This window comes from Rhodoluna miladensis (SeqCode), assembly GCF_965234705.1.
GTDB classification, from domain to species: Bacteria; Actinomycetota; Actinomycetes; order Actinomycetales; family Microbacteriaceae; genus Rhodoluna; species Rhodoluna miladensis.
This window is the reverse complement of record NZ_OZ248465.1, coordinates 741,570-753,645: the sequence shown is the minus strand read 5'-3', so window position 1 is coordinate 753,645 and position 12,076 is coordinate 741,570. Positions and strand designations below refer to the sequence as shown.

Here is a 12,076-nt window from a genome sequence, read left to right as displayed (position 1 = left end):
TACAAGTACCGACAAAGAAGTTGGAATAAAGATGGCGATACTAGATTCAGTGAACGGTCCCGAGGACCTAAAGTCGCTTACCCACAAGCAGCTTCTTGAGCTAGCTCAAGAGATTCGTGATTTTCTAATTGCCAAGGTTGCAAAAACTGGAGGTCACCTCGGTCCAAACTTAGGTGTTGTTGAAACCACGATTGCTATTCACAAAGTTTTTGATTCTCCAAATGACAGCATTGTTTTCGATACTGGTCACCAGTCCTACGTGCACAAAATGCTAACTGGGCGAAAAGATTTTGACACCCTTCGCCAAAAAGACGGTCTTGCCGGATACCCGCAGCGATCCGAGTCCGTCCACGACATCGTTGAAAGCTCCCACGCCTCATCATCTCTTTCGTGGGCAGATGGAATTGCGAAAGCATACAAACTTACTGAGCAAAACGACCGCTACGTAATCGCGGTTGTTGGCGATGGTGCGCTCACGGGGGGAATGACCTGGGAAGCACTAAACAACATTTCAGATGACAATGACCGCAAGCTTGTGATTGTTGTAAACGACAACGGTCGCTCATACGCACCAACAATTGGTGGACTCGCAAGGTATCTCAATGGCATTAGAACCGAGAAGTTCTACCGTCGTTTGTATCGATTGAGCAAAAAAGTTTTCTTCAAGTTTGGAACTATTGGCCGAATGGCTTACTCAACTTTGCGAGGTGCAGGTAAAGGACTTCTTGGCTCTTTCGCACCTAAGGGAATGTTCCCAAACCTAGACCTGAAGTACATCGGTCCAGTTGATGGTCACGACCTACACGCGATGGAAGCTGCCCTAAAGCAAGCTAAGAAGTACGCCAACCCAGTTATTGTTCACGCCATTACTCAAAAGGGTAAAGGTTACGATCCAGCCGTCAGTGACGAAGCTGATCAGTTCCACGCAGTTGGACAGATTGACCCGGATACTGGTGTTTCGATCGAGTCCTCAGGGAAAAAGAGCTGGACTTCAGTATTTGCTGATGAGCTGGTCACTATTGCCGATAACAACAAGTCGGTAGTTGGCATCACTGCAGCGATGCTAATTCCTGTCGGTATGCACAAATTTGCAGCCAAATATCCAGACCGAGTGTTCGATGTTGGAATTGCTGAACAGCACGCCGTGACATCCTCCGCTGGAATGGCTTTCGGTGGCCTGCACCCTGTGGTTGCGGTTTATGCAACGTTTATGAATAGGGCATTTGACCAGGTCTTGATGGATGTAGCCCTTCACAAGGCGGGAGTCACCTTTGTGCTTGATCGCGCTGGAGTCACCGGTCCAGATGGCGCTAGCCATCACGGAATGTGGGATCTTGCGATGCTCCAGATTGTTCCAGGGATTCGCATTGCTTCCCCCCGCGACGAAACTCGCCTCAGAGAACAGTTGGCCGAAGCTGTTGCTATCAGCGATGCTCCAACAGTGATTCGCTTTTCGAAGGGCACTGTTGCCAACGAGTTGCCGGCAATTAGAAGACTCGAAGATGGGGTGGATGTTCTTCACGAATCTTCGGCAAAGGACGTTCTGATTCTTACTGTCGGTGCAATGGCCGAAACTGGAATTCAGGTTGCCAAGATGCTTTCAGACCAAGGAATTGGCTCAACCGTGGTTGATCCTCGCTGGGTAATCCCAGTTCCAAAATCGATTGTCAAGATGGCAGCTGATCATCGACTAGTTGTCACAATCGAAGATGGTATTCGTGTCGGCGGTATTGGAACCAGAGTTCGTCAAGATCTTCGAGCCGCGCAGATTGACACTGCTTTGAGTGAAATTGGTCTGCCAGATGAATTCTTGGAGCACGCTTCCCGAAATGAAATTTTGGAACGAGTGGGCCTAACTGCTCAGAGTATTTCCAGAGAAATCGTTGCCCAGGTTCTAGGCTCTAGAGTTCCTCATGCTCGTCCAATGCCGGGAGATCAGCCGCTGTCTGATCGACCGGAGCTGTCTTCGCAAGAGTAAACGCGTCAACAATCAACTGAGCAGTTAGCTCAACCTGCCAGGTTCTGGCGCCTAGTTCATCCAACTTCCCTGAAAGAGTTTCGTAACTTAAGTTTTCCGGGGGAGTGAAGCTAACCTGACGCAAAATCTCCGGCGTAAGTAAGTTCTCTAATGGAACTGATTTTTTCTCAGATAGTTCAATCAGGGAAGCTTTCGCGTATTTGAGTCGACGATCGGCTTCAGGAAACTTTGTAATCCAGTTGCGGTGATTTGGGATGACATCAGTTTTCTCTGGCTTCAGACTCGGTAGTTCAGTTGCTTTCAGCGCAGATTGGATAGCATCCCACCAGAGGTCTAGGTAAGAGCGGCTTGCTCTACCCGAAAATGATTTCATAGCCGCAAGCTCTGGTCGCGCCTTAGGCTTTTGGGTTGCGGCTGCCAAAATTGAGGAATCAGGAATCAACCTTCCCGGAGCAACATCCATCTTCTGAGCTAGTGATTCTCGAGCAGTCCAGAGCTGCCTAGCAATTTCGTGGGAAAGTCTGTCCTGGACCTTATGTAAGCCAGTGATGCCGCGCCATTTGTCAATTCTTTGAGGCTTTGGCTTAAAGCTCATTAGATACACAAATTCTTGAGTGGCCCAATCAAGCTTGCCTTGTTGGTTCAGCAGCTCCTGCACTGCACTTGCCAGTTCATGGAGAACATCGACGTCAAGGGCTGCGTAATTCAACCAGGACTCAGGTAGTGGTCTAGTACTCCAGTCCGCAGCGGAGTGCTCCTTTGCAAGTCGGAACTGCAATAGTGATTCGGTTAGTGAGCCAAGTCCAACACGTGGTGCTCCTGCAAGGCGCCCTGCAAGTTCAGTGTCAAAGATTGAACCCGGGTAGAGTCCTATTTCATTGAGGCAGGGAAGATCTTGAGTGGCGGCATGCAAAATCCACTCGCGATCTTTTAGCACGGCTGCTAACTGCTGAAACGCCTTTGAGGCTGCCATGTCTGGAGTAGCCACTGGATCAATCAGGAAAATCTCTGAATCTACTGCTCGAATTTGAATCAGGTAGGCCCGCTGAGAATATTTGAATCCTGAGGCGCGTTCAGCATCAATCGCTATTGGGCCAGTTGTGGCCTTCAGGACTGCAACAGCTTCTTGGAGTGCACTCTCATCGGTGATTAGCCTGGTTGCTGCGCGAGGGTGTTGAAGCATTGGAAGTTCTGGAAGCTCGGGTGCTTCAGGTGATTCAGACAATTAGATTCTGCTGATTCCAGATTCAGGTGGAAGGCCAGACATCATGCACAGCAGGTCTTGCCAGGCTTCAAGGTGAGCAGAGAAGTTGTTATCAGTAGGCGACCAGGAAGCACGTAACTCAAGCTCGGCATGGTCGCTGTGGCCAGAAATAGACCCGTACCCTTGCGAAATGATTCTGGTAATTGTTCCAGCCTCGGAAGCGTACCCGGCTGAACGACTGCGTAGCGCATCTTCAAGCCACGCCCAACAAACGTCTGTGATTAGTTCGTCTTGTCCGATGTCGGTTTCCAGGGGTGATTTTGCAAAACAGATAATTCGGTAGTTGCCACCCCAACCTTCTTGGGCTTCGTCGGAGTTTAGAAGAACAAAGCGGCCGGTTCCCTGATCGGATCTATTCTCGTGAGCATCAATTCCGATGTTGGCGGCCAAGGAAACCGAGTATTTTGCAATCTTGTCAGGAGATGGGATCTCTGTAATGTTGACGCCTTCGCGAATAGTCGCCTGGCGCAGGGACATCACCGCAAGCTGAAAGTCAGCAGTCGTGTCGGTTTTATCAGAAATCTCGAGCATTTGAATAACACTACGAGGCGCTCTTGGTCTTGGGCTTCTGCCACGCCGTTAGTGAGTCCAGAGCGAAAAGCTGTGATCCTCGGACTGTGCAAAAGATACGAGCATAGCTTCTCCATCAAATGGATTGCGCTGCTTCTCGGCAGTTTCGCTAGCGGCAATTGGCGTTCTAGTAATTGCCGATTGCCCAACTACGCCTGCCTCGAAGGCAAGGGTTGTCAGTGTCGGCCCAGCCTCAAGCAAGATAGAGCTAAACCCGTTCGAATTTGCCCAGTTTAGAAATCCATCAAAGGGCTTGCTACCAATTTGGACAGGCACATTCTTGGAACTTGTCTGCTCGGTTCTGACCGCAGCACTTGAAAAAAGAAAGACGGGATGCGATTGATCTTCAATTGCCGGGATACCGTCAAAATCTCCGGTTGAAGAAAAAATTGCCAGGTGCGCCCCAGAACGCGGGGTTCGATACTGCTCGAGCCTTGCCGTAGCGGCGTCGACAACAATCAGGTCAGTGCGTGAGCGAATCTCCAAGAGAAGTTCCCGATCTTCTTTACTCGAGATCGAGCGCGAGGATCCATCGCTTCCCGAAAACTTGCCGGACTCGGTGATTACGTGATTCGAGCGAATGCCAGACCAATTGCCATAGGCGGCTGCCAAGGATTTTGGTTCTGATGCACCTGAAGCTTTAGCAAGACCAAAAATTGGCTTGATCACTGTTGAGATTTTTCCCGAAGCTGGCGCTTGATGCGCGAAAGAATTCCGAGCATCCCTCTGAGTCGAAGAAGAGAGACAGCTGATGATAGCGAGAGCTTGAAGGGAAAGTCCTGGTCGAATTCCAAGGCTTCATTGACTGGTAAGCCATCGATAACACTGAATAACACACTGGCAAAGCCTCGAGTTGTTGGGGATTCGGCTGGTGCACTGAAAAACAACCGTGTTAGTCCTTGATCATCTATTTCAACAAATAGAAATATGGGGGATTGGCATTCTTCGACTCGTTCTAACAGCTCTGGATGATCTGCATATCTCTGGGGCAGCTCCGGAAGAGCATCTGAAAATTCCAGTAACAGATCAAGTCGCTCGGAATCCCTAAGAATCTCGAAATCTTTGATCAGCTGTTCAGCTGTCTCAAGTGTCGGCATTTAGACCAGCTGAGGAATGGGACCAGGTTCGCTACCAACGGTGATTGGAGCCTTCACTAGAGAGCCCCACTCGCTCCAGGAACCGTCGTAGTTTCTTACCTTTTCAATTCCGATTAGGTACTTCAAAACGAACCAGGTGTGTGATGAGCGCTCACCAATTCGGCAGTATGCAATCACATCGGAATGGCCAGCTAGAGATGCTCCCTTGAGGTAAATCTCTTCTAGTCCTGCGCGGTCTTTGAAGCTTTGGTCTTCGTTGCAGGCTTTTGACCAGGGCACCGAAGCCGCGGTTGGAATGTGACCTGCTCTGGTTGCACCCTCGTCTGCGTAGCCCGGAGCCGTTAGGCGTTCTCCCGAGTACTCCTCAGGCGAGCGAACATCAATCATTGGCTTGCCAAAGTGGGTAAAGACGTCATCTCTGAATGCACGCAGAGTCGAATCGTTTCGCTCCACCACCGGGTAGCTTGAAGGCTGGACTGCAGGAACGTCTTTAGTTAGCTCTCGGCCTTCGCTGGTCCATTTATCTCTGCCGCCATCTAGTAAGCGAACATCTTCGTGGCCGAAAAGCTTGAACACCCAGAGGGCATATGCAGCCCACCAGTTACTCTTGTCGCCGTACAGCACGATTGTGTCTTCACGCTTAATTCCCAGACGCGACATAACTGCTGCAAAGCCTTCACCGTCGATGTAGTCACGGGTGTCTTTGTCGTTCAAATCTGTGTGCCAGTCAATCTTGCGGGCGGTAGGAATGTGGCCGGTTTGGTAAAGCAGAACATCCTCGTCGGATTCCAAGACCACTAGACCTTCGGAACCCAAGTTCTGGGAAAGCCATTCGGTGCTAACCAGTGCACGCGGATTCGCGTACGCGGCAAACTTTGGACTGTTGTCTATGCTGATTGGCAACTTGTTCTCCTTGTAGACTGAGGGCTTGTTCGGGACCACACTAGGCGGTGTCATTGTCAACCACTTCAGGGGCTATTTGTTCCCTGGTTGAAATTCAACCCAATCCCAGTTTGTCAGAGGTACTCAGTCAACTGGTACCTCCTAGAGAGTTTACCAAAGCCCGCTTCGATAACTACCTGCCAGATTCATCCTTTCCCTCTCAAGCCGCAGCGGTTGCCTCTGCAAGAGAGTTTGTTAGACCATCTAGCCTCAAGGGATTTTTCTCTAGATCAAAAACGACGCAAAGCACAGGAATCTACCTCGACGGTGGCTTCGGCGTTGGCAAAACACATTTGCTTGCTTCGATTTGGCACGATTTCAAGGGGACCAAGGCATTCGGTAGTTTTCTTGCTTACACCAGCCTGATTGGGCTTCTTGGGTTCGCCGATGCCCTCAAGCAGCTTTCCAACTATGAACTTTTGTGTATCGATGAGTTTGAGCTGGACGATCCAGGGGACACCATGTTAATGTCTAGGCTACTTAGCGAACTCGGAGCTAAGGGCATCAGGTTTGCAGCTACTTCCAACACACCTCCAAACGCTCTAGGGCAGGGTCGATTCGCTGCCAAGGATTTTGCAAGAGAGATTGCGGCGATGTCGGATCGCTTCTTGATTGTCAGCGTTGATGGCGAAGACTACCGACATCGCCCCGTCGACGGACACACCCAGGCCCTTGGCGCCGGTGATTACATGAGTCAAGTTGAACATAAGGTTTCCGAGGGTCAGCTTGTTGCAGTTGATGAGTTCGATCAGTTGCTTGCTCACCTGGCGAAAGTTCACCCATCAAAGTTTCTAAAACTTATTGATGGGGTCGATTCTGTCGTTCTAACCAACGCTCACGTTCTGACCGATCAATCGGCAGCCCTGAGGTTCGTCTCGTTTGTCGACAGGCTCTACGAATCTCAAGTCAGCATTGGTTCAACAGGGGTCGGGCTAACAGAAGTATTCTCGCCAGAGTATTTGTCAGGCGGATACAAAAAGAAGTATCTAAGAGCTATTTCGCGGATCGGCTCTTTGACTTCGTCTTTTTAGTCTTGGGCTTGTTCTTTAGATGCCAGCGAGCACGCAGCCAGAGTAAAGCTCCGCCGGCACCCATTGCCACAAATGATCCCAGCAAGACTCCAAGAACGGCTTGTGCGTAAAGTTCTTGATTGCCTAAAAATGCCAGGTGAGCCATCAAAAGCGAGACGGTGAATCCAACCCCGGCTAACAAACCCAACGGAATCAAGTCAAATATTCCAAGCGGGAGTCGGTCCTTGGGTTTGAGAAGTTGGTTGGCAATCACAGCTGCGATCGAAATGCCAACAACTTTTCCAACCGCAAGCCCAAAGAAAATTCCTGTAAAGACGTTGTTTGAATCGCCGGTCATGGTAGGTATCACAACCGCAACAGCAGTGAAAGCAAATAGCGGAAGAATCACAAAGTTAGTTGCTGGTTGCACCTTAGCAATCACACCGTGAGCACGAGTTGCGGGGATCAGAATCCCCAGCAAGACTCCTGCGATGGTGGCGTGGACACCTGATTGGTAAACGGTGTACCAAAGAACGATTCCGAAACCTGCTCTGATAAGCCACTTATCTTTGGAGCGGGACATCTCAGCAAATCTAAAGGCAATAGCGACAGCAATGCAGGCCAGGAGCCAGGTCGGCTGGGCATCAGCAGTGTAGAAGATTGCGATGATGGCGATTGCGACCAGGTCATCAAAAATAGCCAGCGCCAAAAGGAAAATGCGAGCCTCTTTCGGCATTCCTCTTCCGAAGATTGCCAATAGTCCAAGTACAAAGGCGATGTCAGTAGCGGCAGGAATCGGCCAGCCCACAATTGCCCCTGTTCCCCAATTCAAGTAGGCATAAATCGATGAAGGAACCGCAACACCTGCGATCGCGGCAACCACAGGAACCAGCGCCCGCTTTGGACTAGAAAGAGTTCCAGTAGTCAGTTCATATTTGAGCTCAAGGCCCGCCACAAAGAAAAACACTGCTAGGAACAGATCCGAAACCACGTGGCCAAGGGTGATGTTTATGTTGATCAGATCAAGATTGAGCTTGAAATCGATGGCGTTTAGCACCGGCTGACCGAAAGGTGAATTTGCCAATAGCAGTCCAACCATCGCGGCAAACATCATCACTAAAGCGGCGTTTCTTTCTGATTTCATAGTCCCAAAATACCCTGAAACTGGAAACAAAGAATTCACCTCGAAGGCGATCTTGAAACAATTCGGAAACCTACAACACTCATTCCTGAAACACACCAGGGCCAGAATGGCCCCAAGCACCAAAGCGGTGTGGTTCAGAATTTGAAAGGAACTCGAATGGAACAGGGAAATACTGCGTTCGTGCTCTTCTCCGCCGCTCTGGTGCTTTTGATGACACCTGGCTTAGCCTTCTTCTATGGAGGCCTTGTAAAGGCTAAATCCGTAGTTAGCATGATGATGCTCTCCTTCGGCTCGCTAGCGCTGATTGCTGTGCTCTGGGTGCTTTACGGATACGCCATTACGTTCGCCGATGTAGGCGATGTTGGATGGATTGGTATCCCACACATTATTGGAATTGACACCACTGCCCTTGGACTAGCCGCTCAAGTTGCGGACGCCGCAGCTCCGGCAGGAAGCATTCCAGAACTAGCTTTCGTTGCCTTCCAGGCTACGTTCGCGATCATTACTGTCGCTTTGATCTCGGGAGCAATCGCAGACCGAGCTAAGTTTGGCGCTTGGATGGTGTTTGCTGGCTTGTGGGCAACATTGGTCTACTTCCCAGTTGCGGGATGGGTTTTCAACTTCACTCCAGAAGACGATGGCGGTTGGATCGTAGACAAGCTTGGCGCTATTGACTTCGCCGGTGGTACCGCTGTCCACATCAATGCTGGAGCTGCTGCACTAGCACTGGCAATTGTGTTGGGTAAGAGATTTGGATTCTCAAAGGGAATCATGCAGCCTCACAACGTCCCATTGACTCTTATTGGTGCTTCACTTCTTTGGTTCGGCTGGTTCGGCTTCAACGCCGGAAGCCAACTAGCAGCTGACGGTGTTGCCGCTTTGGCTGTTGTGAACACCATTGCTGCTCCAGCTGCAGCCATGCTGGGCTGGATCACCGTTGAAAAGATTCGTCACGGCAAAGGAACTTCCATTGGTGCAGCCTCAGGCGTTATTGCTGGCTTAGTGGCCATCACACCCGCGGTTGCATCCGTCGAGCCGGTTTGGGCGATCGTACTTGGACTAATTTCTGGAGTGATCTGTGCCTTGGCAATCGATATGAAGTTCAGCTTCGGTTTTGATGACTCTCTGGATGTAGTTGGAATCCACTTAGTTGGAGGAGTGATCGGAACACTAGCTATCGGTGTCTTTGGTACTGGCGTAGGAGCGCTATTTGGCTTCGGCTTTGGTCAATTATGGGCGCAGCTAATCGGTGCTGGAGCGGTACTTATTTATAGCTTCGTGATGGCACTGGTAATTGGATTCGCCATCGAGAAAACTATGGGCTTCAGGGTTAGAGCAGAAGACGAGATTGCCGGAATCGATACCGTGGTCCACGGAGAAGAGGCATACGCCTTCGCTCGCGGCAAGGACTAAGTAAGTACAAACCAAAGCGGGGGCCTGATCTGGTCCCCGCTTTGGCGCTTAACGACTAGGCACGCCCCTGGGGATGTGGCAGGGAAGTGCGATTTGAGTTAGAGTAGCCAAGCAACTTAGGTTGTTAGCGGATGTGGCTCAGTGGTAGAGCATCACCTTGCCAAGGTGAGGGTCGCGAGTTCGAATCTCGTCATCCGCTCGCAGTGGTGAAACCCCACGCATCGGTGGAGTGGCCGAGAGGCTAGGCAGCGGCCTGCAAAGCCGTCTACACGGGTTCGAATCCCGTCTTCACCTCCGAGTAAAAAAGGAAATGGGCGATTGGCGCAGTGGTAGCGCGCTTCCCTGACACGGAAGAGGTCACTGGTTCGAACCCAGTATCGCCCACGCACACACAACTGGCCCAAGAATTGATTCGAGGAAGAGCTTGCCACAGCGAAGCGACTACGACCTCGTTCTAATTGGTGGCGGAATCATGAGCGCCACCCTAGCTGTAATCCTGAAGCACCTAAAGCCAGATCTAAAGCTAGTGGTACTGGAGCGGCTTCCAAAAATTGCAGAGGAATCCTCAAACGCCTGGAACAACGCCGGGACTGGCCATGCTGCTCTTTGTGAATTGAACTACATGCCGGATAGTTCCGATGGAAGCATTCCCTCAGCAACCAAGGCAATTGCAATCAACCAGCAATTCCAGGAATCAAGAGAATTCTGGGCAAATCTGGTTCAATCCGGCGTTATGAAATCGCCAGAGACTTTCATTCACTCGATTCCCCACATGACATTTGTTCAAGGGTCAAAAGATGTTGACTACCTCAAGCGCCGTTTTGAAGCACTAAAGAACCAACCACTTTTTGCAGGCATGGAGTTTTCGGACGATCCCGAGCAAATCGCAAAGTGGGTTCCTCTGATGCTTGAAGGTCGCCGCGAACAGGCCATGGCAGCTACTCGAATTGAACAAGGTACCGATGTTGATTATGGAGCGATCACCAGGCAACTATTTGACTGGCTTGTTCAGTCGGGAGTTGAGGTGTTGACCTCGCACGAAGTTTCTAAAGTCAAAAGAAGTAAGACCGGCTGGACGATTCGCGGAAAGCACGAAAGCCAGAAATTTACAGTAAACGCTCCAAAAGTTTTTGTTGGCGCCGGCGGTTGGGCGTTGAAGTTGCTTCAGAATTCTGGAATCAAGGAAATCTCTGGTTTCGGCACGTTCCCGGTAAGTGGTCACTTCCTAAAAACTGAGAATCCAGAACTGGTTGCCAAACATCAAGCCAAGGTCTACTCACAAGCAGCTGTTGGCGCACCTCCGATGTCGGTGCCTCATTTGGACACCCGCATCATTGATGGAAAATCTTCTCTTTTGTTTGGACCGTTTGCGGGATTGAACTTTAAGTTTCTCAAACACGGTTCGATTCTTGATCTACCAAAGTCTTTGCGCTTTGCAAATCTGCTCCCATATCTTTCTGTGGCTCTCACAAATCTCCCACTGGTGGTCTATTTGATCAAAGAGATTGCAAAATCCCGAAAGCAGAAAATAGCTAGCCTTCGCGAATTCGTGCCAAACGCAAAATCAGGGGATTGGGAGCTGTATGAAGCTGGACAGCGCGCCCAAGTTATCAAACCCAAAGGACTATCCGGCTCACTGCAGTTCGGAACGGAAGTGATCAGCTCATCCGATGGATCGATTGCTGGATTGCTTGGAGCATCGCCTGGTGCATCGGTAGCCGTGCGAGTGATGCTGGATGTTGTGCAGAAGATTTACCCTGCTGAGTTTCAGAAGTGGCAACCGGGAATTAAGGCCTTGGTGCCAAGTTACGGGCTTGAGCTAAACGATGACGCACATCTTGCGGCGGCTTCTCTGGTGCGAACCGCCAGAGCGTTAAAGCTCAAGGCTTAGCCGACTGCAACTCCAAGTGCCGTTCCGATGGCATAGGCAATTCCCATAGTTAGCAGTGACACAACAACGTTTCGAGTAACTGCGCGGAGGGGTTTTGCTCTTCCAATCTTGGCTCCAAAGTATCCAGTCAAGGCAAGAGCGACTACTACTGAAACAACTGTTGCGATCTCGCGGTATTCAACCCAAGGTCCAGAAATAGCGACAATCGGCAAGACTGATCCCAAAGCAAATGCAATAAACGATGCAATGGCGGCGGCTTTTGGAGAAACGTGCTCGTCCGATGAAATACCCAGCTCCGCTTCGGCATGAGCTCTGATCGGGTCGGTTGCTGTGAGTTCTTGGGCAATATCGATTGAGAGTTTTTCCGATATTCCCCGGTTCTGATAGTAGCTAGCCAATTCGCGGAGTTCACCGTCTGGATTGTTATCTAGTTCATTGCGCACTTTTTCCAGGGCCGCAATTTCACTATCGCGCTGAGCGCTCACAGAGGCATACTCACCTCCGGCCATAGAAATTGAACCGGCAACCAAAGCGGCAATACCCGCGATCAAGATAGGACCACTTTCAACTGTTGCTCCCGCAACACCCATAACTATTCCGGCGGTCGAAACGATTCCATCATTGGCACCCAACACTCCAGCTCGCAGCCAGTTAAGTCTGCGGGCAAGTGCCTTACGCTCTTCGGCGCGAGTGTCTATTGGGCTAGTCATGTGTTGTTGATCCTTGAGGTTTGGTTTCAGGCTACAGGCTACCAAAGCCTGAGTTAG

At 50.4% G+C, this 12,076-nt stretch carries 11 protein-coding genes and 3 tRNA genes; 7 read left to right on the top strand and 7 right to left on the bottom strand.

Features of this window, described 5'->3' with window-relative positions:
• Positions 1-31: 31 nt before the first annotated feature.
• Positions 32-1,978, top strand: coding sequence for a 1-deoxy-D-xylulose-5-phosphate synthase (gene dxs / locus AC8GDC_RS03755; protein ID WP_506557337.1), 1,947 nt, complete (start codon positions 32-34; stop codon positions 1,976-1,978).
• On the opposite strand, the gene AC8GDC_RS03750 is transcribed toward dxs, so the two are convergent.
• From AC8GDC_RS03750 to AC8GDC_RS03730, 5 genes are read right to left on the bottom strand one after another with little or no spacing between them, the layout of a single operon-like run.
• Complete coding sequence (locus AC8GDC_RS03750) at positions 1,902-3,203, bottom strand: HRDC domain-containing protein (protein WP_506557336.1); 1,302 nt, start codon at positions 3,201-3,203, stop codon at positions 1,902-1,904. The two genes, dxs and AC8GDC_RS03750, sit on opposite strands and share 77 nt — an antisense overlap.
• Positions 3,204-3,773, bottom strand: coding sequence for a DUF3000 domain-containing protein (locus tag AC8GDC_RS03745; RefSeq protein WP_506557335.1), 570 nt, complete (start codon positions 3,771-3,773; stop codon positions 3,204-3,206).
• A 48-nt stretch (positions 3,774-3,821) separates the two neighbouring features.
• Positions 3,822-4,481 (bottom strand): dihydrofolate reductase family protein, encoded by a 660-nt coding sequence (locus AC8GDC_RS03740; RefSeq protein WP_506557334.1) that lies wholly within the window; start codon positions 4,479-4,481, stop codon positions 3,822-3,824.
• Complete coding sequence (locus AC8GDC_RS03735) at positions 4,478-4,909, bottom strand: SufE family protein (protein WP_506557333.1); 432 nt, start codon at positions 4,907-4,909, stop codon at positions 4,478-4,480. Before AC8GDC_RS03735 ends, AC8GDC_RS03740 begins: the two co-directional genes overlap by 4 nt.
• Positions 4,910-5,812 (bottom strand): sulfurtransferase, encoded by a 903-nt coding sequence (locus tag AC8GDC_RS03730; RefSeq protein ID WP_506557332.1) that lies wholly within the window; start codon positions 5,810-5,812, stop codon positions 4,910-4,912.
• 47 nt (positions 5,813-5,859) lie between these two features.
• On the opposite strand from AC8GDC_RS03730, the gene zapE reads away from it, so the two are divergent.
• Positions 5,860-6,882 carry a cell division protein ZapE gene (zapE, locus tag AC8GDC_RS03725; RefSeq protein ID WP_506557331.1) on the top strand — a complete coding sequence of 341 codons (1,023 nt, stop codon included), beginning with the start codon at positions 5,860-5,862 and terminating at the stop codon, positions 6,880-6,882.
• On the opposite strand, the gene AC8GDC_RS03720 is transcribed toward zapE, so the two are convergent.
• Positions 6,845-8,005 carry a Na+/H+ antiporter NhaA gene (locus AC8GDC_RS03720; protein ID WP_506557330.1) on the bottom strand — a complete coding sequence of 387 codons (1,161 nt, stop codon included), beginning with the start codon at positions 8,003-8,005 and terminating at the stop codon, positions 6,845-6,847. The genes zapE and AC8GDC_RS03720 overlap by 38 nt on opposite strands.
• 156 nt (positions 8,006-8,161) lie before the next feature.
• Here AC8GDC_RS03720 and AC8GDC_RS03715 point away from each other — a divergent pair, with 156 nt between their 5' ends.
• From AC8GDC_RS03715 to mqo, 5 genes are all read left to right on the top strand, one after another.
• Complete coding sequence (locus tag AC8GDC_RS03715; protein WP_506557329.1) at positions 8,162-9,418, top strand: ammonium transporter; 1,257 nt, start codon at positions 8,162-8,164, stop codon at positions 9,416-9,418.
• Between the two features lie 127 nt (positions 9,419-9,545).
• A tRNA-Gly gene (locus AC8GDC_RS03710) sits at positions 9,546-9,617 on the top strand.
• A gap of 24 nt (positions 9,618-9,641) precedes the next feature.
• Positions 9,642-9,712: transfer RNA gene (locus AC8GDC_RS03705), tRNA-Cys, on the top strand.
• 18 nt (positions 9,713-9,730) lie between these two features.
• Positions 9,731-9,802 (top strand) — tRNA-Val (locus AC8GDC_RS03700).
• Between the two features lie 40 nt (positions 9,803-9,842).
• The gene (gene mqo, locus AC8GDC_RS03695; RefSeq protein WP_506557328.1) at positions 9,843-11,309 is read left to right on the top strand and encodes a malate dehydrogenase (quinone); all 1,467 of its coding nucleotides are present in this window, start codon (positions 9,843-9,845) and stop codon (positions 11,307-11,309) included.
• Here mqo and AC8GDC_RS03690 read toward each other — a convergent pair.
• A complete protein-coding gene (locus AC8GDC_RS03690) occupies positions 11,306-12,019 on the bottom strand; it encodes a VIT1/CCC1 transporter family protein (protein ID WP_506557327.1) in 714 nt (237 codons plus the stop codon). The two genes, mqo and AC8GDC_RS03690, sit on opposite strands and share 4 nt — an antisense overlap.
• Between the last annotated feature and the right edge of the window lie 57 nt (positions 12,020-12,076).